A 25,434-nucleotide genomic window follows, 5' to 3' on the forward strand; every position below is an offset into this window, starting at 1 on the left:
ACGGCTAACGTTAGCGCTTGTCAATGGCCATTGAGAACTGCCCGTAGGCGGCCAGCAGAATTGCCCGCTGGTGGCCAGGGAAACTGCCCACTCATGGCCAACAGATCTGCCCACCTGGGTGTTGGTGGCGTTGGCCATGAGCGGTCGGTTTTGATCTAACTCATCGTCGTGACGCCCTTTCCGGCGAGGGCCTGGGTGAGGCGGATGGAGTCGCCCGAGGTTCGGCAGACGTGGGCGTGGTGCAGGAGCCGGTCAACGGTCACCGTGGCGAGGGTCTTGGGCATGAGCTCGTCAAAGCCCGCGGGGTGCAGGTTCGACGAGATCGCGATGGACCGTTTCTCGTAGGCGGCATCGACGAGTCGATAGAGGCCCTCGGCGGCGTCAGCACCGACTTCGAGCAGACCGATGTCGTCGATCACGATCAGGTCTGAGCGCAGGATCCGGGCCACGACCCGGCCGACGGAGTCGTCGGCGCGGTGCGCCCTGACGAGGGCGCCGAGGTCTTCGAGGCGGAACCACGCGACTCGCATGCCGGCCTCGACGACTTGCTGGCCGAGGGCTTCGAGGAAGAACGTCTTCCCGGTCCCGGACGGCCCGCAAACGACGACGTTCTCCTTCCGCCCGATCCACTCCAACGTGCGCAGGGCCTGCTGGGTGGGCACCGGGATCGAGGACGCCGACTCGTCCCAGGTGTCGAACGTCTTCCCCGTCGGGAACCCTGCCGCCTTGCGCCGGGTCGCGAGCATTGACCGGGACCGGCCGGTGACCTCCTCAACGAACAGTGCCTTGATGATCTCGGTCGGCTCCCATCGTTGCACCCGGGCGGTCGCGATGAGCTCGGGGGCCAGGGCGCGGGCGTAGGGCATCTTCAACTGCCGCATCAATGCCTCCAGCTCAGCCGGCAGCGCGGGCGCGGCGGCCTGGGTGACGCTCATGCGCTTTGCTCCAGCTCGTCGCCGGCGGTCTGCCCGATCGCAGCCCACCCGGCGGTGCCCTGCGCGAGGGAACTGGTCTCCGTCGCTGTCCGGGCCGGCGGTCGGGCGCCGCCAGCGTTCAGGAGAGAGGCGAGGTCACCGGTCGCGAAACGACCGTAAGTGGCCGCTTGGCCCAGGGCCGTGTCGACTCGGGTGGTGCCGCTGATCTTGGCCAGCGCGACGGCTTCGGCCATCTTCACGTTCATCCGGGCGGTGCCGGCAGCGGCGGCTTCGAGTAGCCAGGCGTGCGCGCCGGCGCCGATGGCCAGGAACTCGGTTTCCGCGCTGCTGCGCGGGGTGATCGTGTAGTCGCCCGGGATCTTCTCCCGGTGGTCCGGGAAGTGGGCGTCGTCGAGGCGTGGGCTGCCGGGCCGGGCCCGGTGGTGCCGGGCGACTTCGACGGGTCCGTCAGTGCCGACGTGGACGATGACGACCTGCTCGTCGGCGCCAACGCCGTGGCTGCGAACGAACACGCGGGCGCCGAGCAGGTGCGCCGGGACGGAGTACTGGCCGGTCTCGAACGTGACCATCGGCGTGTTCTCCGGAACGGCCCTGGTCAGACCGAGCGCGACGGTGTGCGCAGTGTCGGGGACCCGGTGCAAGCGGGGACGTTCCTCCTCGAGCATCGCCGAGGGCTTGCGCTTGGTAGCTCGGTGCTCCCGGTTGTTGACCAGGGCCATGAACGCGTCGCAGGCCGCTTCAACCTCGGCGAACGAGGCGTATTCGGGCGCAGGTTGGTGTCTTTGGGCACGATGTCAGCCTTGGCGAGCTTCACCGACGACTCCACCCCGCCCTTGGAAGCCGGGTCTGCGGGCTGGCAGGTAAGCACCGTCACGCCATAGTGCCGGGCGAAGTCGACCGTCTGCGGGTTGCGCACCGGAACGCCGGCAACATGCGAGACGGTGACGGTCTTCTCGTTGTCGGTCAGGACGTAAGTTGGGGCTCCGCCGAGAAGCCGGAACGAGCGATCCAACGCGGCGAACACGCTTGGCGCCGTCCGATCGCGCAGCGCGATCACGATGCGGAACCTGGCCCAGGCCAGCCAGGCGACGAACAACACGGTCTTCTTGCCGTCGATGACGGGGCCGTCGCCGAAGTCATACTGCAACCACATGCCCGGCTCGGTGATCCAGGGCCGGTGCACTCGCACCTGGCCCAGCCGGAACGCGGCGCGGACCTGCGCGACCGCCCGCCGAGTCGAGCGCTCCGACCCGTCATAGCCCAGTGCGCCGAGCTTCTCGTGGGCTTTGTCGGCGCGGATCTTGCCCTGGGACTTCTCAACCCACTCCTCGATCTTGGGCATAAACGGGTCCGTGACCCGGCCCCGGAACGCGGGCTCGGCGATCGGCCGGCCCGCGTCGCGGGCCGCGACGTGCCGGGCAACGGTGTGGTGCGAGCAGCCGGTGATCTCGGCTGTGGCGCGCAACGACCCGGTCAGGTCGTAGGCAGCGAGTATTTCCATGATTTCTCCGTCAAACTTCATTCAGGGCCTCTTCCTGGGCGACTTTGATGCGACTAGACACCGTCATCAAAACCCAGGAAGGGGCTCCCGCCGTGTAACCGGGCGGGGGTTCAGAAATAGAAGTGGGCAGATCTCATGGCCACCAGCGGGCAGTTCTACTGGCCGTCAGTGGGCACTTCCGTGGCCGCCTATGGGCAGTTTGTCATGGCCGCTAACATGGTGCGTCCAGGTTGTGGACACGCGGGTGGGCCGTGACGAATCCGCACGTCAGCGACCAGGAACCTCTGGAGTGGTTCTGGCCGCCCACGGCTCCGATCCTTTATGGCGGAGTACCGGCCCCGATCGATGAAGAAACCCGGCAGCGCCCGCACATGCTCATCCCGGTGCAGACGCCATGGAAGAAGCCCACCCGGATCACCAGGACCGGTACGACCTGGACCGTGCGTTACGGTACGGCGCCGGCCCAGAAACCCGCTCGCGTCCGAAAGTATCCGGACGACGCTGCGTTGATGAATGATCTCGAGCGTCTCGAGTGCTGGCCGATGACGATCGAAGAGACCAGACAGATTCGTGCGGTTCGGGTTATCCAGGTACTCAACGCGAACGCGCAGGATGACTTCTACCCAGCGATGTTCGTGACGGAACCGTACGCGAGTCGAATGAATGCCCTTCAGGCTCACCAGACCTCTGAAGCCACGCGTGCGCCCCTGCCTGCCGCAGACACCTGGCGGCCCCCACGGGCGCCGGGCGATCTCAGGTCACAGCTGATTCTCCTGGAAGCCGAAGCATGGGCATCCGCGGTGCGTACCGTGCGTGCCGGTGGCACGGGATGGAACATGGACGGGCCCGTCGTCTCGTGAGGTCGGCGGCCTGAGCTCTGCAGCCTCGACGCCGATGACATCGAGCCCCACACGCAACAAGACCCCCGTCAGAGACGAGGGTCTTGTGTGCGAAACGAGCGAACTAGACGTCCGTGGACTTCTCGATCGGCGAGTCCAGGAGCGACTCGTCTTCGGAGACCCACAGCTCGTCGTCGGCGCGGAACGTCTGCCAGATGGCGTACGCGACACCGGCTGCGGCAGCGATGCCCACGCCGATGGCGATGTACGTGCCGGCGCCCGGGCCCTGCTTCTGAACGACGACCGGCTTCTGGAAACGAATCCGGTCCAGCGTGGCGGAGCGGGCCTCCTTGGCGATGTCGCCGACCGACATGACTGCGCCCAAGGCAGTGCCGATGCCCGGCAGAACCTTGTCAACGACCTGGTGGCGTACGCCACCGGCTAAATCCTGGGTGGCGTGCACGCCGGGGAGCAGGTAGTGCTCGTATCCCTGGCGAACGCGCGGGACTACTTCTTCACGAGTGAGCACACCAGCCTGGCGGCCGGCTTCGCGTGCAATCTCGTTTGCGCGGTCGAGAACTTCCTGCTGGTGACTCCACAGTTCGTCCGCGCTCTTGCGCAGACGCGTGAGTTCCTTTCGGCGCTTGCGTGACAGGCTCATCTGGACCCTCCATCGATTCTTGTGGTGATTAGTGACCATCTTGCCACTGAATAGCCTGTGAGCGCTCTGGGTGCCTAGCACCCAGTCGGATTCGCTCAATGCTGCTGTGCAAGAATTATGCCTATGTCTAAGCACACTGCCGTCGCAACGCTCAATACAACCCTCGGACCGATCAAGGTCAACCTCTTCGGTAACCACGCCCCGAAGACCGTCAAGAACTTCGTCGGTCTCGCAACCGGCGAAATCGAGTGGAAGCACCCGGCCACGGGCAAGACCTCCAACGACCCGCTGTACAACGGCACCGTCTTCCACCGCATCATCAAGGACTTCATGATCCAGGCCGGCGACCCGCTGGGCCAGGGCACCGGCGGACCCGGCTTCCAGTTCGACGATGAGATCAGCCCCGAGCTGGACTTCACCCAGCCGTACGTCCTCGCCATGGCGAACGCCGGCATCCAGGGTGGCCGCGGCACCAACGGGTCGCAGTTCTTCATCACCGTCGTGCCGACCACCTGGCTGCAGGGCAAGCACAGCATCTTCGGCGCCGTCGAAGACGAGGCGTCCCGTGCGATCGTCGACCAGCTCGCCGTGGTGCCCACCGACGGTCGCGACCGTCCGCTCACCGATGTCGTCATCGAGAGCATCACCGTCGAGCAGGTCTAGGACCTCCAGCTATGACCAGCCTGCCCGGAACCGCCGCCAACTTCTGTTACCGGCATCCGGGCAGGCAGAGTTTCATCCTCTGTCAGCGGTGCGGGCGCACGATCTGCCCCGAATGCCAGACCCAGGCCGCGGTCGGCGTCATCTGCCCCGAGTGCATGCGCGAGCAGCGCCAGAGCGCGCCGCGCACCAAGTCCGCCGCCCGCACCCGACTGGGCCGCATGACCGCCCCCGGCGAACCCGTGGTCACGTACTCGATCATCGCGCTGACCCTGGTGATCTTCGTGCTCCAGCTCATCCCCGGACTGGGCGTGACCGACCGGCTGCTGTACGCCGGCGTGTATTCCTACCCCGGCGCCTTCGAACCATGGCGCATGCTGACCAGCGTCTTCGTGCACTCCACCGGGTTCATCTTCCATGTGCTGCTGAACATGTACACACTGTGGATCTTCGGTCAGATCCTCGAGCGGATGCTCGGCCGCAGCCGGTTCCTCACCCTCTACCTGATGAGTGGGCTCGCCGGGTCTCTCGGCGTTCTGTTCCTGGCGGACCCGCGGGTCGCCGTCGTCGGCGCATCCGGAGCCATCTTCGGTCTCATGGGCGCGTTCCTGGTGATCCAGCGGAAGCTCGGCGGCAACGCCACCCAACTTCTCGTCCTGGTGGGCATCAACCTGGTGATCGGGTTCCTGCCCGGACTCAACGTGGCCTGGCAGGCACACGTGGGCGGCCTTATCGGCGGCGCCGTCATCGGCCTGATCTTCGTACAGACCCGCCAGCGCAGCAAGCGCACGCTGCAGTTCGTGCTGCTCGGCGCCTTCGGCCTGCTGCTGGTGGCGCTGAGCCTCAGCAAGTTCTTCGTCTGAGCCCGGCCACGGTCGGCCGCGACGGGCAATGACCGGCGGACTTCGGGTGTGTCCGGGCGTTTGGCGACTTTCCACAGGACTTATCCACACCCGGTGGGAAAGTTATCCACAGGAGTTTCCACACTGGGGATAATTACACGGCTGTAATTGACTACCCGAACGGGTGGTTATCGCAGGCGGAACAGTCCGTGAATTATGGGTGCGTCAGCGCCAGCGGGTGGTCATCAGGAAGCCGATGAACGCGATCCCGAATCCGACCAGGATGTTCCACGAACCCAACGACGCAACCGGGAATGCGCCCTGGCTGACGTAGAAAACGATGATCCAGGCGAGCCCGATCAGCATGAATCCGAACATCACCGGCTTGAACCAGACGGCGTTGGGGGCGTCCTCGCCCGAGCGGGCCTCGGGGCGGGCGGGCTTGGTGCGGGGATTTGTGCGTGCCATGCCTGAGATTCTAGCGTCCCCGCCTGCGCGGGCCTGCCGGAGTACGGCAGATGCGCATTCAGGGCCGATTAGAATCGACTGCATGACCGAGCCTGCCCCGTCCGCAGTACCGGCCCAACGCGGGCGGCGAGCCCAGCGCGCCGCATCAACGCCGGCCCGCCGACGCGTGAGTGTGATCGGTGTGCTCGGCGAAGTGCTCATCACCGGCGGGGTGCTCGTGCTGCTCTTCCTCGCCTGGCAGCTCTGGTGGAACGACGCCGTCATGGCGGCGTCCCAGTCCCGTGCCGCCGAGTCGATCAGCAAGGGCTGGATCGAGAACGCTGGGCCGGACCCGAAGCCGGCGCCCGTGACCGAGGAGGGCTACGGCGACCCTGTGGTGGCCGCCGCGCCCGACAACGCCACCGCGTTCGCGGTGCTCTACGTGCCGCGCTTCGGCGCGACCTACCAACGCACCGTCGCACAGGGCACCGGAACGGATGTGCTCAACAGCCCGGACCTGGGCATCGGGCACTACCCGGGCACCCAGATGCCCGGCGAGGTGGGCAACTTCGCCATCGCGTCGCATCGCAGCGCGAACGGCGGCGGGATGCACGTCATCAACGAGCTGCAGCTGAACGACGCGATCTACGTGCAGACCGCCGACGGCTACTACACCTACCGGTTCCGCGACTTCGAGTACGTGCCGCCGAGCGCGATCGACGCCATCGCCCCGGTGCCGCACGACCCCTCGGCCACCGCGGTCGACCGGCTGATCACCCTCACCACGTGCAACCCGCTCTTCTCGACAGCCGAGCGGATCATCGCCTACGGTGTATTCGAATCCTGGCAACCGATCTCGGCCGGTCCGCCCGCCGAGCTGGCGGCCATGATCCCCGCGGCCTGACCTGCCGGCCGCCCCACCCATCCAGCAACACGAAGATCGAGGACCAACCCATGTATGCAGCCTTCTGGCGGATCCTGCCCGGACCGGTGTGGGTGCGCATCCTGCTCGTGCTGGTGCTCGTCGGCGCCGTGCTTTACAGCCTCGCCACCTGGGTGTACCCCTGGGTGAACACGTTCGTTGACAACCAGGAAGTGACGGTGGGCGCCCCATGACCCGCATTCTCGTGATCGACAACTACGACAGCTTCGTCTATACGCTCAACGGCTACCTGCGCGAGCTCGGCGCTGAGACCGAGGTGGTGCGGAACGACGCGTTCGCCGCCAGCGAGGTCGCGGAGCGCATCGCGGAGTTCGACGGGGTGCTTGTCTCGCCCGGGCCGGGCAAGCCTTCAGACGCCGGCATCTCGATCGCCGCTGTGGAGGCCGCTGTGGCCACCAACCTGCCGCTGTTCGGGGTCTGCCTGGGCCACCAGGCCATCGCCGAGGCGTTCGGTGCCACTGTGACCAATGCCGAGGAACTCATGCACGGCAAGACTTCGCAGATCAGCCACGACGGCAGCGAGCTCTACGAGGGGGTGCCGCAGCCGTTCACGGCCACCCGGTACCACTCGTTGGCCGTCGTGAACGGCACGGTGCCCAGCGACCTCGTGGTGACCTCCCGCACTCAGGGCGGAGTCATCATGGGCCTGCGGCACGTCTCGGCGCCAATCCTCGGGGTGCAGTTCCACCCGGAGTCGGTTCTGACCGAGGGCGGTTACCTGATGGTGGGCAACTGGCTGGCCCTGGCCGGGCTGCCGGAGGCTCGCGAGACCGCAAAGCACCTCACGCCCATGCTCAAGCTCGGCTGACGCGGGTAGTCCGGGCGCCGTGGCGCCCGGTGGTCGAGCCTGTCGAGCTGTGGGGGCGCTTCGCGCCCGGGTGGTCGGCGGAAGCGCACTTCCTTAGGAGACCTGGAGGCATGGTTACCAGGTCTCGACAAGCTCGACCAACGACGCGGGCTCGACCGACGACGCGGGCTCGACCGACGACGCGGGCTCGACCGACGACGCGGGCTCGACCCACGAGGCGGGGCGGGCGACGAGGCGGCGTCAGCCGGCGCAGTAGGTGAGCGTGATCTCGGACTCCTGGGGCGCGTCGCCCGGCGGCAGTGACTGTTTGGTGATCGGCGACCCGGCGACGATGTCGCAGGCGTAGTCGGGCTTCAGCTTGGGCACCAGCTGCAGGTCTGAGGCCTGCAGCAGGGAGTTCGCGGCAGTGAGCGCCTGCCCGAGCACATCGGGCACGGTGACCTGTCCGGTGGAGACCGTGAAGTCCACGGTGGTTCCCACCGGTGTCATCTCGCGCGGCTCCGGGCTGGTGGCGATGACCACGCCCTCCGGCACATCCGCGGAGTTCTCCGTCGTCACCGAACCGGACACGAAGCCGCGGTCGACCAGGAACGGTTCGGCAGCCGAGAAGGGCTGCTTGGTGGTGTCCGGCATCTCGACGAGTTCCTTGCCGGTGGACACGTACACCTTGATCACCGTGGCAGGCTGGGCGATGGTGCCCGACGGCGGATCGGTGCGGATGACCTCATCCTTGGCGACGGTGTCGCTGCTCTCCTCCGCCATGGTCGCGGCGAGGTCCAGCTCGAGAAGCGCATCCTGGGCGTCGGTATAGCTGAAGCCCACCAGAACCGGAACTCGGCGGGAGGAGTCGGGCAGTTCGTTGTTGGGGGTCAGACTCAGGGCCCAGAACATTACCGCGATCACGATGACGACGACGCTGACGATGCCGGCCCAGATCCAGATCACCGGTGGGCGCCGCTGGGTGCGGGCCATGGTCTGGTCCTCGGCGAGCTGCTTGAGGGCGAGCTCGGAGGTGGATTCCACCTCGGGCGGTGCACCGAACAGACCGGCCGCGACGTCGTCGACCGGGCGGTGCACCGGGATGTGCCCGGCGCCGGCGGTCTCGACGTCGTTGCGGAACTCGACCGCGCTCTGGTACCGGTCGAACCGGTCCTTCGCCAGGGCGTGCAGCACCACGATGTCCAGGGCCGGGGAGACCTTGGGGTTGACCGAGCTGGGCTTCACCGGGGCTTCGCTGACGTGCTGGTACGCCACGGCCACCGGGGTGTCGCCCCGGAACGGCGGGCGTCCGGTGAGCATTTCGAAGAGTACGACGCCGCTGGAGTACAGGTCGGTACGGGCATCCACCGACTCACCCTTGGCCTGCTCGGGCGAGAAATAGGAGGCGGTGCCGAGGATCGCGGTAGTCTGCGCGACCGTGGTGGCTGAGTCTGAGATCGCTCGGGCGATGCCGAAGTCCATGACCTTGACCTGACCGGCCTTGGTGATCATGATGTTGCCCGGCTTGATGTCGCGGTGCACGACGCCGGCGCGGTGCGAGTACTCGAGGGCGGTCAGCACCCCGTCGATGATGCGGACGGCCTCGACCGAGTCGATCGGACCTTCCTTGATGATGTCCTTGAGCAGGCGCCCGTCGACGAACTCCATGATGATGAAGGGGATCTGGGCTTCGGTGCCGTCGTCTTCGGTGATGGTCTCTTCACCGGCGTCGAACACCCGCACGATCGTGGGGTGCGCCATGCGGGCGGCTGCCTGGGCTTCCTGCCGGAACCGGGTGCGGAAGGCCGGGTCGACGGCGAGCGAGGACTTGAGCAGCTTGATGGCCACGGTGCGGCCGAGTCTGGAGTCGGTGCCGATGTGGACATCGGACATTCCGCCTCGGCCGATCGACGCGCCGACGCGGTAGCGACCTGCTAGCAGACGGCCCTCATCAGTCAATGCAAAACTCCCTGCTCGCGACACTGTTGGTCATTTTAGTCAAGATCCGTCGCGCGGCCCCCGGGACGCGCGACGGGTGACACCCCTAGCCGACGGGTGCGGTGGGTGCCGTGGTCGGTGGCGTGGTGGCGGGTGCGGTCACGGTGACGGAAGTCGCCGCGGAGTAGTCGGACTCGACCTGGCCGCAGAAGTACCGGAACTTCACCGTGAAGTTGTTCGCGCCGGCCGTGACCGTTGCGGTGGTGGTGTCCGCGCCGGTCGGGCTCGGTGACGTCGCACCCTCGGCGAGCAGTTCATAGCCGGAGAGCTCCTGGCCCGTTGGGCAGGACTGGGCGGGCCAGGTGACCGTCACGGTGCCGCCCGGGGCCACCGTGGAGGGGGTGGCGGTCGGCGTGCCGGACGGAGCCGACGGGGTGGCCACGTCGCCGTACACACTCACCGTGATGGTGGTGCCGAGCGTGACCTTGCCGGTGGGGTTGATGCCGTAGACGGTGTCGACCTGCTCCGCCGTGGTGGCGGGCTTGTCGGGCACCACGTTGGCGCTGAGGCCCATCTCGCTGAGCATGTCCCGGGCCTCGGAGCTGGTCTTGCCCAGGAAGTCCGCCTGGGTAACCTGCACCGTGGTGGCTGACGGGGTGGGGGTGGACGTGGGGGTCGGCTTGGGCGCCGGCGGGGTGCTCGACGTCACGGTGGGTGCCGGGGCGGGCGTTTCGGCGGCCGTGGTGTTGAACAGGGTCACCAGGGTGCCGATGAGAACCAGGCCCAGGATGGAGATGAGCGCGACGAGCGGCCAGGTCCAGGGGCTGCGCTTCTTCTTCTTTTTCTGGGGATCGTTGGCCGCCGCGGCCGCGGCCGCTTCGGCGCGCGTGCCCGGTTGCACCGGTCCGCCGGAGGCCGGCATCAGCTGGGTGGTCTGGTCGTTGCCGGCACCGGGCATGAGCATGGTGGCGGCCGTGGGCGTGATGCCCGACATAACGGCGGGTACGGATGCCGCCGCGGCCGCGACATCGCCGCGGCGCAGGGCGATGGCGGCACGCGCGAGGTGTGCAGCGGAGGCGGGACGGTCGGCCGGGTTCTTGGCCAGGCAGGAGATCACCAGGTTGCGGACCGGCTCCGAGATGGTGTCGGGGAGGTCCGGCGGCTGCTCGTTGATCTGCGCCATGGCGATGGCCACCTGCGACTCGCCCGTGAACGGGCGACGGCCGGCGAGGCTCTCGTAGGCGACGATGCCCAGGGAGTAGATGTCGGTGGTGGGTGAGGCGGAGCGTCCGCTGGCCTGTTCCGGCGAGAGGTACTGCACCGTGCCCATCACCTGGCCGGTTGCGGTGAGCGGAACCTGGTCGGCGATGCGGGCGATGCCGAAGTCGGTGATCTTGACGCGGCCTTCGGGCGTGATCAGTAGGTTGCCCGGCTTGATGTCCCGGTGCACGAGACCTGCGGCGTGCGCGGCATGCAGCGCGGCGGCGGTCTGGGCCACGATGTCGAGGACCTTGTCGGCGGGCAGGGTGTGCTCGCGTTCGAGGATCGTGGACAGCGCCTCTCCTGGCACCAGCTCCATGACGAGGAAGGCGCTGCCGTCTTCTTCGCCGTAGTCGAACACGTTGGCGATGCCTTCGTGGTTGACGAGCGCGGCGTGCCGGGCCTCAGCGCGGAAGCGCTCGAGGAAACCGGGGTCGCCGAGGTATTCGTCCTTGAGGATCTTGATTGCGACGGTGCGCCCGATCACCAGGTCGACGGACTGCCAAACCTCGCCCATACCGCCGATGGCGATGCGCGACTGCAGTTCGTATCGTCCCCCGAAGGTGAGCCCTGCTGTGGGTCTCATTTATTCAGCACCGCCTCTAGTACCTGTTTCGCTATCGGTGCGGCAAGCAAGTTGCCGTACCCCGTCTGACCGAGTCCCCCGCCATCTTCGATGAGAACGGTGATCGCGTATTGCGGGTCTGCCGCGGGGGCGAATCCGGTGAACCACAGGGTGTATGGATCATCAGCGCCGTTCTCCGCAGTCCCCGTTTTTCCCGCCACGTCGACTCCGTCTATTCTTGCATTGCTCGCGGCCCCGTCCTGGACCCCGTTGACCATCATCTGCGTCATCGTGGCCGCGGTCGCGGCGCTGATCACACGGTCCGCCGCGACGGGTTGGAACGTCTGCAGGGGGCTGAGGTCTGGCGCCAGAATCTGGTCGACGAGGTTGGGTTTCATTTCGATCCCTCCGTTGGCGATGGTGGCCGAGACCAGGGCCATCTGCAGCGGGGTCGCCCGAACGCTGGTCTGGCCGAATGCCGACAGGGCGGTCTGCGCGTCGTCGGGATCGTCGGGGTACGTGCTGGCCGTGACCGACAGCGGGATGCTGAATTCCGAGTTGAAGCCGAACTTCTCGGCCATCGCACGGATGGCGTCGTCGCCCAGCTGCAGGCCCAGCTCGGCCATCGGGATGTTGCAGGAGAGCCGCAGTGCGGTGGCGATGGTGACGGTGTCGCCGGAACCGCAGGTGCCGCCGCCGGAGTTGATGACCACCGAGCTCGAGCTCGGCAGGGTGAACGTGGGCGGGTTGGGGAAGGTGCTGTCGGGGGTGTACTGGCCCGATTCGAGAGCTGCGGCCACCACGACGAGCTTGAAGACCGACCCGGGCGGGTTGAGCGAGTTGATGGCGCGGTTGATCAGCGGGTCGCCGGGGGCGTTGACCAGGGAGTCGTAGGTGTCGTTCACCGCTGCGCTGTCGTGAACGGCGAGGGTGTTCGGGTCGTAGCTGGGCTTGGAAACCATGGCCAACACCCGGCCGGTCTTGGGCTCGGTGACGACCACGGACCCCTGGAGGTCCCCGAGCGCATCCCAGGCAGCCTGCTGCGCGACCGGGTCGACGGTGGTCTCCACGGCGGCGCCCTTGGGGTCCTGACCGGTGACGAGGCTGGAGATCTGGTCGAAGAACTGCGAGTTGGAGGTGCCGCTGAGTTCGCCGTTGAGCGCCTGCTCGAGCCCGGTAGGGGCGCCGTTGACCGGGATGAAGCCGGTGATCGGTGCGTAGAGCAGGCCGTTGCTGTAGGTGCGCTGGAACTTGTAGTTGTCGTCGACAGGCAGTGACTGGGCGATGGGCTCGCCGCCGGCGAGGATGGCGCCGCGCTCGACCGAGTAGCTGTCCAGCAGGGTGCGGGTGTTGCGGTCGTCGGCCGACAGGTTGTCCGACTGGAAGACCTGCACGATGGACGTGGAGGTCAGCAGGGCGGCGAACATGAGCATCACGACGATGCTCACGCGCTTGAGTTCACGATTCATTCAGACCACCAGCCGAGGTTGGTTGCGCACTGTGTCACTCAATCGCAGCAGGAGGGCGACGATGATCCAGTTGGCGACAAGGGAGGAGCCACCGGCGGCCAGGAAGGGGGTGGTGAGGCCGGTCAGCGGGATGACGCGGGTGACACCGCCGATCACGATGAAGCACTGCAGCGCGATGACGAAGGAGAGACCGACACCGAGGAGCTTGCCGAAGTCGTCCTGACCGGCGAAGCCGATGCGGAAGCCACGGGCGACCAGGAGCAGGTAGAGGGCCAGGATGGCGAAGATGCCGGCCAGGCCGAGCTCCTCGCCGAGGCTGGCGATGATGTAGTCGCTCTGCGGGACCGGGGTCAGTTCGGGGCGCCCCTGGCCGAGACCCGTGCCGATCAGCCCGCCCTTGGCAAGGCCGAACAGTCCCTGCACCAGCTGGTAGCTGCCGCCGTCGGCGTCGTAGACGGCCGGGTTGAGCGCATCCAGCCAGTTGGTGAACCGGCCGTTGACGTAGTCGAGGGTCTGGCTGGCGATGACGGCGCCGCCGAGGAACAGCGACATGCCCAGCAGCACCCAGCTGAGCCGTCCGGTGGCGAGGTAGAGCATCACCAGGAAGAGGCCGAAGTAGAGCAGCGCGGTGCCGAGGTCGCGCTGGAAGATGATGACCGACATCGACAGGGCCCAGACTACGAGGATCGGGCCCAGGTCGCGCAGGCGCGGGAACCGCAGCCCGAGGAACTTCTTGCCCACCATGGAGAGGCTGTCGCGGTTGCGCACGAGGTATCCGGCGAAGAACACGGCCAGGGCGATCTTCGCGATCTCGCCGGGCTGGAAGGTGGCGAAGTCGCCGAAACCGATCCACACCCGGGCGCCGCTGACCTCGCGGCCGAGGCCGGGGACCAGGGGCAGCAGCAGCAGGGCCACACCGACGAAACCGGCCACATAGGTGTACCGGAACAGCACCCGGTGGTTGCGGATCACCAGGATCACGGTGATCGCGCAGGCGATGGCCAAGCCGCTCCACACGGTCTGCCGCACGGCGGCACTGGCCCAGCCGGCCTCGTTGTTGGCGATATCGATGCGGTAGATCATGGCGATGCCGATGCCGTTGAGCAGAGTGGCGATCGGCAGGATGAACGGGTCGGCTTCGCGGGCCACGAAGCGCAGCATGATGTGCAGGGCGAAGACCAGGCCGGACAGGCTGGCGCCGAGCAGCACCAGGGTGGTGTCGATCTGGCCGAGCGCGCCCAACTGCACGAGCACGACGGCGCCGAGGTTGATGCCGCAGGCGATGATCAGCAGGAACAGTTCGAGGTTGCGCAGCTTCTGCGGCAGGTGCAGGCGCCGGATCTTGCCGGTCTGCGGTGCCGACTCGCGGGCATCCGTGGCCGGGTTACTCTGCCGGGGCATTGCTCAACCGTTCCACGATGAGTTGGGCGTCCTCCAGGGACGACGCGCTGATGGTGCGCTCCACCTGCTGGCGGTCGTACACGCGCAGCTGGTTCAGCTCCAGGTCGGTGTCTTCGAAGACGCTGGAGAGCTTGAGGGGGCCCAGATCCTGCTGGATGCCCTGGTAGATGGCGACGGTGCTGCCCTCAACGCCCACGTAGTAGCGGCTCTGCGTCCACTGGTAGCCGAGCAGGGCGGCGCCGGCGATGGCCACGATGAGCAGCACGATGCCAGCCAGCCAGGTGACCTTGCGGCGGAGCGCCCGGCGGGCGTCTTCCTCGATGAGCTCGGAGAGGTAGTCCTGCGAGTCGGGCTCGAAGTGGGTCTCGCGCACCGGGTGCAGTCGCAGTGACGGGATGCGCGGGGCGCGGGTGCGTACCGGCTCTTCCCCGAAAGCGAGCGGGGCGGAGGCGGAGCCAACCACGACGGGGTCGCCCTGGCGTTCACCGCCGTCGCTGATGTCGACGACCACGATCGTGACGTTGTCGGGGGCGCCGCCGTCCAGGCTCTCCTTGACGAGGCGGTCGGCGACGGCCTGGGCATCCAGCGGGCTCGTGAGGGCGTTTCCGATGCCGGTGTTGGACACCACTCCGCTCAGCCCGTCTGAGCAGATCAGCCAGCGGTCGCCCGCGCGGGTGGCCAGGATCGACGTGTCGATCTCCGGGGAGGACTCGACGTCGCCGAGCACCCGCATCAGGACCGAGCGGCGCGGGTGCACCATGGCCTCGGCCTCGGTGATGCGGCCGCTGTCGACCAGGCGCTGCACGAAGGTGTGGTCGGTGGTGATCTGGGACAGTTCGCCGTCGCGGAACAGGTAGATGCGGGAGTCGCCGATGTGCGCGATCGCGACCTGGTCGTCGAGCACCACGAGGGCGCTCACGGTGGTGCCCATGCCGGTGAGTTCAGCGTGCTCGAAGACGGTTTCGGCCAACTGGGAGTTCGCCGCGATGAGCGCGGCCTGCAGCGCGAACTCGGCGTCCTGCGCCGAGTGGTAGGCCTTGTCGGCCTCCATGATGCGCTTGGTGGCGATGGCGGATGCCACGTCGCCGCCCGCGTGTCCGCCCATACCGTCGGCGACGACGAACAGGGTGTGCCCGGCGTAGCCGGAGTCCTGGTTGTTGGCCCGAATCTTGCCAACGTTGGACACGGCGGCGCTGTGACTAACCGATGCCATGCACTACCGCCGAAGCTCGAAGCTGGTCGCGCCGATCTTGACGGTGGTGTTCAGCGGCACCGAAGTGGGCACCGCCACGCGTTTTCCGTCGAGGAAGGTGCCGTTGGTGGAGTCGAGGTCCTGCACCATCCAGTCGTCGTGCCAGAGCATCAGGCGCGCGTGGTGGGTGGAGGTGTAGTCGTCACGGATGACGAGACTCGAGTCGCTGGACCGGCCGATGGTGATGGGCTCGGAGCCGAGCGGGAACTCGGTGCCGGCCTTGGGCCCTGAGGTGATCACCAGGCTGGTCGCGGTCTGGGTGGTCGCCTTGTCCGGCCCGGCGGCGGGCTGGGCCGGCTTGGGCCGGGAGAGCTGCTCGGTGGGGGCCGACGCGGAAGCGGCGGGTGCCTGCGCGAACGCTCCGGCGGGAACCGGGGCGGGCGGCGGGGTGGCGAAGGGCACCGCGGCCGCGGCCGGCGTGTCGGTGGAGAGCTTGCGCACCCGTTGGCCGAACAGGTCGCTGCGCAGCGCATAGACGATGCCGAAGATGAACAGCCAGAGCACCAGCAGGAACGCCAGGCGCAGGACAAGCAGGGTCAGTTCACTGGGATTCATGTGTTCGGCCCCCAGAATCCGCCCATGTCGTGCCGCTGGGTGGCATCGTCGGTGCGCCGGGGCGCCGGATCGGAGCCGGCCTGGGCGACGACCCGGAAGACGATGCGGGTGCGGCCGATGGTGATCACCGAGTCGGGTTCGAGGATTGCCTGTTTGACGGGGGCGCCATTCAGCTGAGAGCCATTGGTGGAGCCGAGGTCGCGCACCTGGGCGCGGGCGCCGTCCCAGATGATCTCGACGTGTCGGCGGGAGGTACCGGTGTCGTCGATGGTGATGTCGGCATCCGACCCGCGGCCGATCACAGTGCGGGACTTGACCAGGGCGTGCCGGTGGCCGTTGATGTCAAGAACCGGGGTCCAGGCGACGGTGCCCTTGACGCTGGTGGAATCCACCTGCACCATGCCCTCACTCAGTCCCGGGTCGTTTTCGAAGTCGATCGTCACGGCGCCGGTGAACTGATACCCCTGCGAGGCGGCGTGCTGTTGCACCAACTGGATGAGTTCGTCGACCAGAGCCGGGCCCAGATCGGTGATGCGGCGGAAATCGGCCTGGGCCAGTCGCACGGTGAAGCGGTTGGGCGCCAGGATGCGGTCGCGGGCCACGACGGCGGCTTTGGTGTCGAGCTCACGACGCAGCGCTGAGGTGATCTCCACCGGCTGCACGCCCGACTTGAAGGTCTTGGCGAAGGCACCGTTTACGGCGCGCTCAAGACCTTTCTCAAAGCTATCCAGTATGCCCACAGGTCTCCCGATCCGGTCCGTTTGGCTATCAGCATGTTACTTGCCTCACGTGTTAACTCGCCCAACGGGCGGGTCAGGGCACGGGAAGTCATCCTACGGGGGTAGACGGGCTGAACCACTAATAGGGGGTATTGCGACACCAGTTTGCGCACTGCGCACGGGCCTGCGGGCGCACAAATGTGCCGAATGGTGTTTGAGCCCTCGGGAATGCTAGGATTTCAAAGTTCGCGCGAGTGGCGGAATTGGCAGACGCGCTGGCTTCAGGTGCCAGTATTCGAAAGGATGTGGGGGTTCAAGTCCCCCCTCGCGCACACTCGTAAGAAGTGCACGAAGGATGAAAATCCGCGCGAACGGAAAGGCCCCCGGGAAACCGGGGGCCTTTCCTCATGTCCGGGGACGACAACCCGCCGATCGACCGGGTCGGCGATTCAGCGCTCACAGCTCTCAGTGGCATCGGCGTTAGTTGTTTTACATGTGTCTTGCGGCTCCTTACGGTGGAGAGACCGTCTCGAAAGGACCACTTGTGAAGACATTCACCATGCCCGGAACCGACATCGTCGCGCCCAACGTGCTGCTCGGCCTGATGCGCATCGCCGACAAGACCGACGACGAGGTGCGGGAGCTCGTACGCACAGCTCGGGACTCCGGTATCGATTTCCTCGACCACGCCGACGTGTACGGGAACGAGCTGCACGGCTGTGAGCGCCGGTTCGCCGAGGCGATGAAGCTGACGCCGTCCCAGCGTGACGAGCTCACCATCCAGACCAAGACCGGGATCGTGGGAGAGAACGGGCCGTATTTCGACTTCTCCTATGAGCACATCATCGAGTCGGTGCACGGCTCCCTGGCGGCGCTGGACACCGACCACATCGACATCCTGCTTCTGCACCGGCCCGACGCGCTGGTGGAGCCGGAGGAAGTCGCCCGAGCCTTCGACGAGCTCGAAGCCGCCGGCAAGGTGCGCGCGTTCGGGGTCTCCAACCACACCCCGCGCCAGATCGACCTGCTGCGGAAGTACGTGCGCCAGCCGATCGTGGCCAACCAGCTGCAGCTCTCGATCACCCACTCGCCGATCATCGCGCAGGGGGTGTCGGCGAATATGGCCGACGAGGAGCAGTCGGTGACCCTCGACGGCGGCGGGATCCTGGACTACTGCCGGCTGAACGACATCACCGTGCAGGCCTGGTCGCCGTTCCAGGCGGGCTTCTTCAACGGGGTCTTCCTCGGAAACGAGAAGTACCCGGAGCTCAACGCGGTCATCGACCGCCTCGCCGCCGCCTATGCAGTGCCGCCGATCGCCATCGCCACGGCGTGGATCACCCGGCACCCCGCCCAGATGCAGGTGGTGCTCGGCACCACCAGCCCCGAGCGGGTCTCGGGCGCCGCGCAGGGCTCCGACCTGCGGCTGAGCCGGGCCGAGTGGTACGAGCTCTTCCGGGCCGCCGGCAAGATCGTTCCCTAAGCGACTCGGTCTGAGACGTCGAGTCGAGGCGGCCCGGAGGAGTGGGTGACTACTGCTCGGGACTGCCCGACGCGACGTCTTCTTCGGTTTCGGAGTCGCCGTCGGTCTGCGAACCGTCGGGCAGCGCGTCGAGCCTGGCCTTCTCCGCCTCGCTGATGTTTGTGGAGCCGTCCGGGGTGTTCTGGTCGTTCGTCTGGTCGGAATTCATGCCATCAACTATAGGAGAAGACATGGTGCGGTGACCATGATCGAGATCCCCTCGGCGGTTCCGCGGATCGACAGGGTGTCCAGGCTGCCATCCGGCACCGACCAGAAGTCCCGGCCCATGGCGCGGTCCGACCGGATGTAGCCCTCGACCTCCCACTCGGTCGTGATCGCGTCGAAGGCCTCGTCCGCGCTGTCGGCGATCTCGAAGATCGGGATGACGACCGTGCCTTGCACCTGTTGGTCTTCGCCGGCCTCGCAGGTCTCGGTGGTCACGGATGTCGGGCCGCGGATTCCCGCGGCGTCACCGGCGGCATCCAGCAGGGCAGTCACGAGCGCCCGGTCGAGCTCGAGCCGGGCTGCTGCGGCGGCCGGGTCAACGGCGGCCGGGGGAACGGCGCCGGGGAGTCCGGTCATCCGGTCGTCGGGCTCGGCCGAGCCGAGGGGAAGCCCGAGATAGCCGCGGAGGTCCTGGGAGGCGTCGGCACCGCCGGTCGAGGCAGTGAAGGAAGCTCGCGGCAGGCCGTTTGACGGCACGTCAGACTCGTTCAGCCCCGTGAGTCGTGCCGCGACAAGGCCACGGGCACTCCGGGTGTCGACAGCGACCCGGAGGGACGGCCGCCAGGCGGAGAATTCCCTCCTCGTGTCGACGCCGTCGAACGCCACCGATGTCACTCCCGTGGCTGCGGCGAGCTCGCTGAGTACGGGGACCAGCTCGGCGGCCGGCGACCGGGGGTCGAACGTCAGCGTCGATGATTCGCCGGTGTCGTGCTGGGTGACCAGGGTGACGGCGGACAGGGCACCGCTGCCGAAGCCGGGGATGGCGCGGATCGTCGGCGTCAGATCGGTCCAGAGCGCGGGCGATTCCACGGTGACGGACACCGGGTCCCCGTGCTGCGACACCGATACGGAGCTGATGCCGGGCAGGTCGCGCAGCGCCAGGGCGGCGTCGGCCATCTCCTCGGGTTCAACGCTCGTGAGGACGCCGTTCGGAAGGGGTGAGAACTGCAGGTGCACGTCCGCGGTGCCCGGCTCGCCGGGAATCTGCAGGACGGTGGTCAGTGAGACATAGCCGTCCTGACCGTCGGCGGCCACGGATGCGGCGAGGGAACGCGGGTCCAGGCCCGACGCATCGGCTTGCACAGTGAGGAGGGCAGACCACGCAGCCACCTCGGACAACGGCCCGCCGTCCTTATAGTCACGCACCCTGATATCCGTCGTGACCGAAGCCACTCCCGGCGTGCTCCGGATCGTCGCTGCGGCGTCGTCAACCACCGCCGTGACCTCCGCAGGCGGGCGCGGAAACCCGGTGCACCCCGCCAAACCCAGTGCCAGCAGCAGGACCCCCGCTCCGGCCCACCCTCGAACGAACCCCCGTGTCTGCATCCGGCAAGTATCCCGCACATGGCTGACGGCATCCGTCGTGTGGTGACACTCTCGCGGCCCGTTCACGGCTTGCCTGTTACTGTCGATGGGTCATCCCGAACGGGCCGGCACCACAGTTTTCAGGGAGCACCAGTGAACCAGCCTCGTATGAACGTCGAGTCGTTCAACCTCGACCACCGCACCGTCGCCGCGCCCTACGTGCGCCTGGCCGACACCAAGGTCCTGCCGCAGGGCGACACCATCGTGAAGTACGACGTGCGCTTCACCCAGCCCAACGTCGCCCACCTGGACATGAAGGCGGTGCACTCGATCGAGCACCTCTTCGCCGAGCACTCCCGCAACCACTCGGCGCGGGTCATCGACTTCTCGCCGATGGGCTGCCAGACCGGTTTCTACCTGATTCTGCAGGGGCAGCCGGAGTACGCCGAGGTACTCGAGCTCATCGAGGCCACCATGACCGACATCCTCGGCGCCACCGAGGTACCCGCCGCGAACGAGGTGCAGTGCGGGTGGGGCGCGAACCACTCGCTCACCGCGGCGCAGGATGCGGTGACGGTATTCCTCGCCGCCCGCGCGGACTGGCCCACCGTCACCGCATGAGCATCGACGCGATCATCCTGGTGGCCATGGAGGAGGAGGCGGCCCCGTTCCTCGCCGCCGCCTCGGCCGCAGCCGACCCCCTGACCATCGGCAACGCCCGCCAGCACAGCCTCACGCTGGCCGGCCGCGAGGTGCTCCTGGTGCAGAGCGGCATCGGCCTGGTCAACGCGGCCGGCGCGGCGACCGCGGCGATCCTCTTCGCACGCGCCACGGCACCGGCCGCCGCGCCGCTCGTGATCAGCGCGGGCTCGGCCGGCGGGGTGGCCGTGCACGTGCGGGTAGGCGAGGTCGTCATCGGCAGCGACTACCTCAACAGCGGGGCGGATGCCCGGGCCTTCGGCTACCTGCTCGGCCAGGTGCCCGGCATGCCCGCCAGCTACCCTGGCACGGCGGCCGCACTCACCGCGGCCGAATCCCCGGTGCAGATGCCCGACGGGTCGGCCGTCGTGGTGCACCGGGGGACCATGGTCTCCAGCGACACCTTCGTCGGCGGCGACATCGTGGAGCGCATTCGCATCGAGTTCCCCGGGGTGCTGGCCACCGACATGGAATCCGTCGCGATCGCCCAGACCGCCCACGTGCACGGGGTGCCGTTCCTGGCCGTGCGGGGCATCTCCGACCTGTGCGGGCCCGTGGCCGGCTCCGACTTCCTCACCCACGTCGACGACGCGGCCGACCGCTCCGCCGTGGTGGTGCTGGAGATCCTGCGGCGGCTCACGGACTGACTCCGCCCGGTCGCCTCTGCCGCCCGGCGCCCGCGCAACTGTTGCCGCTCCGGACATCTGCACCCGGTGCGCCGGGTGCAATTGTCCGCAGGGGAGCAGTTGGGCGGGGCGGAGGGCGCCGTGGCGGCGCATCCGTTCTAGGGTGAGCACATGGACACTTTGATTGAGATTCTGCACATCGTTGCCGCCGTCTTCATCATCGGACCGATGGCCATCCTGCCGATGACGGGGCTGCGTGCCCTGCGCGCGCGGGAGGCCGGACAGATCACGGTGCTGGCGAAGTCGGTGAACATCTTCACGCTGCTGTCGTTGGTCGTGGCGCTATTCGGGTTCGGCGCCCTGGGCATGAGCGACCGGGCTTCCTTCGCCTCGACCTGGATCTGGCTCTCGATCGTGCTCTACGCGCTCGCGCTGGCGATCAACCTGTTCCTGGTGGTTCCGGCGCTGCGCGCCTCGGCCGAGGAGGTTACGGCAAACCCGTCGGGCACCGCCCGGGTGGCCGGCTACCCGCGCATCGCGGCCGGTTCCGGCATCGTGACCCTGCTGCTGGTCGCCGTGACCGTGCTCATGGTCTGGAAGCCGTAGGCCGACCCCTCGGGCCGCGTCGTGCGTCAGGCGCGCAGGCGGAGCCAACTGTTGCCGAAGCGGACTTTTGCGCCTGGCGCACTGGACGCAGAAGTCCGCACGGGGACCAGTTTTTGCTGGGCGCTGCGGGAGGCGGGGGAACGACGGAGGGCCGCGCATCCGCCCACTGCTGACGCAGTGGGGAAGGCGCGGCCCTGGCCGGTACGAACGCTAGTCGAGCTTGGGCATCTGCTCGGTGATGTGCGCGATCGTGGGGATCGACGATGTGATCACGGTGCCGTCGGCGCGACGGTTGCCCTCGATGAGCGCCACCGTGGGTGCACCGGGGTCGCGTGCGCCCTGGTGCGACAGCGGGATCGTCTCGGGAGTGCCGGCCGTGACGACGACCTGCAGGCCGCGCACGGTGAGCCGGGCCTCCGTGCCCTCCTCGATACTGAGGTGCACGCTGGTCTGTGAGACCGCGACGCGCAGGCGGGTGCCCTTGAGCGTGACCCGGAAGATCAGCTCGTCCCAGTCCTCGGGCAGGCGCGGGTCGAGGGTGATGCGCCCGCTGTGATCGCGGAGCCCTCCGAAACCCATCACCAACGCGCTCCACACGCCACCGGCGGATGCGACGTGCACGCCGTCGGCCGCATTGTGGTGCAGATCGGCGAGGTCGACGAACAGCCCGGAGGTGAAGTACTTGAGCGCGAGCTCGTGGTAGCCCACCTCGGCGGCGATGATCGACTGCACGACGTCCGACAGCGTGGAGTCACCCGTGGTCAGCGGGTCGTAGTAGTCGAAGTCGGCCCGTTTCTCCTCGGAGGTGAACTGGTCGCCCTGCAGGAGCAACGCCAGCACCACGTCGGCCTGCTTGAGAACCTGGAAACGGTAGATCACCAGCGGGTGGTAATGCAGCAGCAGCGGCCGGTTCTCCGGCGGCGTGGCGGCGAGGTCCCAGCGTTCCTTCTCCAGGAACTGGGCGTCCTGCGGGTGGATACCGAGGTTGCGGTCGAACGGGATGTGCATGGCCTCCGCGGCGAAGGACCATTCCATCACCTCGGCCTCGTCCAGCTTCAGCCGGGCGCACATGGAGTCGAATGCCGCCCGGTCGACCGAGTACAGCCGGCGCACGCTCTTCACCGCGGCGCGTAGGTTAGAGCGCGCCATGATGTTCGTGTACAGGTTGTCGTTGACGACGGTGGTGTACTCGTCGGGTCCGGTGACGCCGTGGATGTGGAACACGTCGTTGCCGTTGCCGCGCCAGAAGCCCAGGTCGGCCCACATCCGCGCGGTCTCCACCAGGATGTCGATGGCCTCGCGGGCGAGGAAGTCCTCGTCACCGGTGGCCGCCACGTACTGGCTGAGCGCATAGGAGATGTCGGCGTCGATGTGGTACTGCGCCGTGCCGGCCGCGTAGTACGCGCTGGACTCGAGACCATTGATGGTGCGCCACGGGAACAGCGCGCCGAGCTGGTTGAGCTCGGTGGCACGGGCGCGGGCGTGGTCGAGCAGGCCGTGCCGGAACCGCAGGGCGTTCCGGGCCGCGTTCGGCGACGTGTAGGTGAGGAACGGCAGAACGTAGATCTCGGTGTCCCAGAAGTAGTGGCCGCCGTAGCCGGAACCGGACACCCCCTTCGCCGAGACGCCCTGGCCGTCGGCGCGCATGGACGCCTGGGCCAGTTGGAAGAAGTTCCACCGGGTGGCCTGCTGCAGGGCCGGCTGACCGGGCAGTTCGACATCCGTGCGAGCCCAGAACGCGTCGAGCCAGTCGCGCTGTTCCTGGATGATCGCGGCGACGCCGGTCTCCTTGGCGCGGTCGAGAGTGCGGTCGCACCGGTCGGCGAGCTCGTGCGTGGGCACCCCGGCGGAGGTGTGGTAGCTGAGCAGCTTGGTGATGCGGATGGGGTTGCCCATCTTGGCCTTGACCTTGTACACGTGCTTGGCGAGGTCGTCACCGAGTTGTGAGGACTCGTCGAAGTCGTTGATGGTGTCGATCGAGTGGTCGGAAGCCGTGGCGACCGTCATACCCGAATTCGTGCAGCGGAAGCCGAGGATGTAGCGGCCGTTGTTGGCACGCTTGAACCGGGGCTGCAGCACCCGCTCGGTGAAGGACTCGGCGCGGCGGGGGTCCCAGTCATTGGCCGACCCGGACTTGGGCCGGTCGTACTCGCCGATGCCGTCCTGCCGGTTGAGTGTCTGGCTGGAGATGACGACCGACGCGTCGGCGTCGAGCATGGTCACCTCGTATTCGAGCACGGCCAGGTGGCGTTCGGTGAACGAGACCAGGCGGCGCGAGCGGATGAGCACCTGCTTGCCCGACGGCGTGCGCCAGACCAACGAGCGCGACAGGATGCCGTCGGCGAAGTCCAGTCGGCGCTCGTAGCTGAGCAGCTCGGCGAGGGTGAGCACGAGGGGTTCGTCGTCGACGTAGATGCGGATGATCTTCGCATCCGGGGCGTTGACGATGGTCTGGCCGACCCGGGCGAAGCCGAATGCCTCTTCGGCGTGCCGGATGGGCCAGGTCTCGTGGAACCCGTTGATGAATGTTCCGTGCACGTGGCCGTCGCGGCCCTCGTCGACGTTGCCGCGAAGTCCGAGGTAGCCGTTGCCGACGGCGAACAGCGTCTCGGTGCGGCCCATGTCGTCGCCGGAGAAGTCGGTCTCCACCAGTGCCCACTCGTCGAGCGGGAACCGGCTGCGGTCGAGCGGGTCGGTGAGTTCCTGGATGGCGGCATCGATGGTCATACGTGGACTCCGCTTCCGGTCGAGGGGATGGTGCTGCCGATCAGGGGCAGCAACTCGGACAGGTCGGCGACGACGGTGTCGGCTCCGGCCTCGAGCAGAACCTGAGGGCCGACGCCGCGGTCGACGCCGAGGACGAGACCGAAGTCGCCGGCTCGGCCGGACTGGATGCCGGATTCGGCATCTTCGACGACGACGCACTCGGCCGCCGTGAGGCCGAGCAGCCCGGCGGCGAACGCATAGGTGTCGTGCGCGGGCTTGCCGGCGAGGTTCTCGGCGCGGGCGCGCACCCCGTCCACGACGATCTCGAACCGGTCGCGGAGGCCCGCGGCCGTGAGCACCATCTCACCGTTCAGCGAACTGGTGACGACGGCGACCTCAAGGCCCGCCGCGACCACGGCGTCGAGGAACCGGAGCGAGCCGGGGTACGGGCTGACGCCGTCTTCGGCGAGGGTCTCGTTGAAGGCCTTGTTCTTGCGGTTGCCGAGCCCGCAGACGGTTTCCTGCTCCGGCGCATCCGTGGGCTGGCCGTCGGGCAGTGACAGTCCGCGCGACGCCAGAAGGGACCGGACGCCGTCGTACCGGGGTTTGCCGTCGATGTAGGCGAAGTAGTCGGCGTCGGTGTACGGCTTCACGTCGTGTCCGGCAAGGAACGGCGTGAACAACCGCGACCAGGCACTCATGTGCACCTCTGCCGTGGGAGTGAGCACGCCGTCGAGGTCGAACAAGACGCCGCGCGCGCTGAGAACCCGGTCGCGGGTCTCAGCGGGCGTAAGGGGGGAGTGGGGGGAAGTCAATATGGTGCCCTGCTTGGTAGTTGCTATAATAAGGTGGCTAAAACCGGGTAGTCGAGCTTGTCACTTGCCCCGCGGATCACGAAATTCTCCGCGGGCACACCAACGGCCGGATCGGCGGCCATCGTGGGTGCACATCGATCCTAGAACTTCGACCCG

General features: G+C 67.5%; 24 protein-coding genes, 1 tRNA gene and 1 pseudogene. 11 read left to right on the top strand and 15 right to left on the bottom strand.

Annotated elements, in window-relative coordinates:
* Positions 1 to 155: 155 nt before the first annotated feature.
* Both istB and istA read right to left on the bottom strand, forming a co-directional pair.
* Positions 156 to 935, bottom strand: coding sequence for an IS21-like element helper ATPase IstB (istB, locus tag KY500_RS16635; protein ID WP_219901478.1), 780 nt, complete (start codon positions 933 to 935; stop codon positions 156 to 158).
* A pseudogene (gene istA / locus KY500_RS19635) lies at positions 932 to 2,457 on the bottom strand (IS21 family transposase). The gene istB and the pseudogene istA overlap by 4 nt, the downstream one beginning before the upstream one ends.
* Before the next feature lie 230 nt (positions 2,458 to 2,687).
* On the opposite strand from istA, the gene KY500_RS16645 reads away from it, so the two are divergent.
* Entirely contained in the window at positions 2,688 to 3,296 is a 609-nt protein-coding gene (locus tag KY500_RS16645; RefSeq protein WP_219901479.1) for a hypothetical protein, read from the top strand.
* A 103-nt stretch (positions 3,297 to 3,399) separates the two neighbouring features.
* On the opposite strand, the gene KY500_RS16650 is transcribed toward KY500_RS16645, so the two are convergent.
* Positions 3,400 to 3,936 (bottom strand): hypothetical protein, encoded by a 537-nt coding sequence (locus KY500_RS16650; RefSeq protein ID WP_219901480.1) that lies wholly within the window; start codon positions 3,934 to 3,936, stop codon positions 3,400 to 3,402.
* A gap of 123 nt (positions 3,937 to 4,059) precedes the next feature.
* Here KY500_RS16650 and KY500_RS16655 point away from each other — a divergent pair, with 123 nt between their 5' ends.
* Both KY500_RS16655 and KY500_RS16660 read left to right on the top strand, forming a co-directional pair.
* Entirely contained in the window at positions 4,060 to 4,599 is a 540-nt protein-coding gene (locus tag KY500_RS16655; protein WP_066591458.1) for a peptidylprolyl isomerase, read from the top strand.
* Positions 4,600 to 4,610: 11 nt separating this feature from the next.
* The gene (locus tag KY500_RS16660) at positions 4,611 to 5,459 is read left to right on the top strand and encodes a rhomboid family intramembrane serine protease (protein ID WP_219901481.1); all 849 of its coding nucleotides are present in this window, start codon (positions 4,611 to 4,613) and stop codon (positions 5,457 to 5,459) included.
* A gap of 204 nt (positions 5,460 to 5,663) precedes the next feature.
* On the opposite strand, the gene KY500_RS16665 is transcribed toward KY500_RS16660, so the two are convergent.
* Entirely contained in the window at positions 5,664 to 5,906 is a 243-nt protein-coding gene (locus KY500_RS16665) for a cell division protein CrgA (RefSeq protein WP_066591464.1), read from the bottom strand.
* Between the two features lie 82 nt (positions 5,907 to 5,988).
* Between KY500_RS16665 and KY500_RS16670 the strand changes: the two genes are divergently transcribed.
* Genes KY500_RS16670 through KY500_RS16680 form a run of 3 tightly spaced genes read left to right on the top strand, consistent with a single transcriptional unit; the run spans position 5,989 to position 7,636 of the window.
* Positions 5,989 to 6,789, top strand: a complete 801-nt coding sequence (locus tag KY500_RS16670) for a class E sortase (RefSeq protein ID WP_255579486.1) — start codon at positions 5,989 to 5,991, stop codon at positions 6,787 to 6,789.
* A 50-nt stretch (positions 6,790 to 6,839) separates the two neighbouring features.
* On the top strand, positions 6,840 to 7,001 hold the full coding sequence (locus KY500_RS16675) for a hypothetical protein (protein WP_167550805.1): 162 nt from the start codon (positions 6,840 to 6,842) through the stop codon (positions 6,999 to 7,001).
* Positions 6,998 to 7,636 (top strand): aminodeoxychorismate/anthranilate synthase component II, encoded by a 639-nt coding sequence (locus KY500_RS16680; RefSeq protein ID WP_219901482.1) that lies wholly within the window; start codon positions 6,998 to 7,000, stop codon positions 7,634 to 7,636. The genes KY500_RS16675 and KY500_RS16680 overlap by 4 nt, the downstream gene beginning before the upstream one ends.
* A 240-nt stretch (positions 7,637 to 7,876) precedes the next feature.
* Here KY500_RS16680 and pknB read toward each other — a convergent pair whose 3' ends face one another.
* The 7 genes from pknB to KY500_RS16715 form a co-directional block, all read right to left on the bottom strand.
* Positions 7,877 to 9,508, bottom strand: a complete 1,632-nt coding sequence (pknB, locus tag KY500_RS16685) for a Stk1 family PASTA domain-containing Ser/Thr kinase (protein ID WP_370626833.1) — start codon at positions 9,506 to 9,508, stop codon at positions 7,877 to 7,879.
* 151 nt (positions 9,509 to 9,659) lie between these two features.
* Entirely contained in the window at positions 9,660 to 11,399 is a 1,740-nt protein-coding gene (locus KY500_RS16690; protein WP_219901484.1) for a protein kinase, read from the bottom strand.
* On the bottom strand, positions 11,396 to 12,847 hold the full coding sequence (locus KY500_RS16695) for a penicillin-binding protein 2 (RefSeq protein ID WP_219901485.1): 1,452 nt from the start codon (positions 12,845 to 12,847) through the stop codon (positions 11,396 to 11,398). The genes KY500_RS16690 and KY500_RS16695 overlap by 4 nt, the downstream gene beginning before the upstream one ends.
* On the bottom strand, positions 12,848 to 14,248 hold the full coding sequence (locus tag KY500_RS16700; RefSeq protein ID WP_219901486.1) for an FtsW/RodA/SpoVE family cell cycle protein: 1,401 nt from the start codon (positions 14,246 to 14,248) through the stop codon (positions 12,848 to 12,850).
* On the bottom strand, positions 14,232 to 15,461 hold the full coding sequence (locus KY500_RS16705) for a PP2C family serine/threonine-protein phosphatase (RefSeq protein WP_219901487.1): 1,230 nt from the start codon (positions 15,459 to 15,461) through the stop codon (positions 14,232 to 14,234). Before KY500_RS16705 ends, KY500_RS16700 begins: the two co-directional genes overlap by 17 nt.
* A gap of 3 nt (positions 15,462 to 15,464) precedes the next feature.
* Entirely contained in the window at positions 15,465 to 16,055 is a 591-nt protein-coding gene (locus tag KY500_RS16710; protein ID WP_219901488.1) for an FHA domain-containing protein, read from the bottom strand.
* Positions 16,052 to 16,795, bottom strand: coding sequence for a DUF3662 and FHA domain-containing protein (locus tag KY500_RS16715; RefSeq protein ID WP_219901489.1), 744 nt, complete (start codon positions 16,793 to 16,795; stop codon positions 16,052 to 16,054). The genes KY500_RS16710 and KY500_RS16715 overlap by 4 nt, the downstream gene beginning before the upstream one ends.
* Before the next feature lie 227 nt (positions 16,796 to 17,022).
* Between KY500_RS16715 and KY500_RS16720 the strand changes: the two genes are divergently transcribed.
* Positions 17,023 to 17,106: transfer RNA gene (locus KY500_RS16720), tRNA-Leu, on the top strand.
* 212 nt (positions 17,107 to 17,318) lie between these two features.
* The gene (locus KY500_RS16725) at positions 17,319 to 18,257 is read left to right on the top strand and encodes an aldo/keto reductase family oxidoreductase (protein WP_219901490.1); all 939 of its coding nucleotides are present in this window, start codon (positions 17,319 to 17,321) and stop codon (positions 18,255 to 18,257) included.
* 49 nt (positions 18,258 to 18,306) lie between these two features.
* Here the strand turns inward: KY500_RS16725 and KY500_RS16730 are convergent, their stop codons facing one another.
* Positions 18,307 to 18,465 (bottom strand): hypothetical protein, encoded by a 159-nt coding sequence (locus KY500_RS16730; protein ID WP_219901491.1) that lies wholly within the window; start codon positions 18,463 to 18,465, stop codon positions 18,307 to 18,309.
* An 8-nt stretch (positions 18,466 to 18,473) separates the two neighbouring features.
* On the bottom strand, positions 18,474 to 19,667 hold the full coding sequence (locus KY500_RS16735) for a hypothetical protein (RefSeq protein WP_219901492.1): 1,194 nt from the start codon (positions 19,665 to 19,667) through the stop codon (positions 18,474 to 18,476).
* A gap of 327 nt (positions 19,668 to 19,994) precedes the next feature.
* Here KY500_RS16735 and KY500_RS16740 point away from each other — a divergent pair, with 327 nt between their 5' ends.
* The 3 genes from KY500_RS16740 (at position 19,995) to KY500_RS16750 (ending at position 21,757) form a co-directional block, all read left to right on the top strand.
* Entirely contained in the window at positions 19,995 to 20,447 is a 453-nt protein-coding gene (locus KY500_RS16740; RefSeq protein ID WP_219903498.1) for an S-ribosylhomocysteine lyase, read from the top strand.
* On the top strand, positions 20,444 to 21,172 hold the full coding sequence (gene mtnN, locus KY500_RS16745) for a 5'-methylthioadenosine/S-adenosylhomocysteine nucleosidase (protein WP_219901493.1): 729 nt from the start codon (positions 20,444 to 20,446) through the stop codon (positions 21,170 to 21,172). The genes KY500_RS16740 and mtnN overlap by 4 nt, the downstream gene beginning before the upstream one ends.
* 150 nt (positions 21,173 to 21,322) lie before the next feature.
* A complete protein-coding gene (locus KY500_RS16750; protein ID WP_219901494.1) occupies positions 21,323 to 21,757 on the top strand; it encodes a DUF2269 family protein in 435 nt (144 codons plus the stop codon).
* A gap of 210 nt (positions 21,758 to 21,967) precedes the next feature.
* On the opposite strand, the gene KY500_RS16755 is transcribed toward KY500_RS16750, so the two are convergent.
* Both KY500_RS16755 and KY500_RS16760 read right to left on the bottom strand, forming a co-directional pair.
* Positions 21,968 to 24,484 (bottom strand): glycoside hydrolase family 65 protein, encoded by a 2,517-nt coding sequence (locus KY500_RS16755; RefSeq protein WP_219901495.1) that lies wholly within the window; start codon positions 24,482 to 24,484, stop codon positions 21,968 to 21,970.
* The gene (locus tag KY500_RS16760; RefSeq protein ID WP_219901496.1) at positions 24,481 to 25,278 is read right to left on the bottom strand and encodes an HAD family phosphatase; all 798 of its coding nucleotides are present in this window, start codon (positions 25,276 to 25,278) and stop codon (positions 24,481 to 24,483) included. The genes KY500_RS16755 and KY500_RS16760 overlap by 4 nt, the downstream gene beginning before the upstream one ends.
* Between the last annotated feature and the right edge of the window lie 156 nt (positions 25,279 to 25,434).

The sequence above is a fragment of the Cryobacterium sp. PAMC25264 genome, assembly GCF_019443325.1.
GTDB lineage: Bacteria > Actinomycetota > Actinomycetes > Actinomycetales > Microbacteriaceae > Cryobacterium.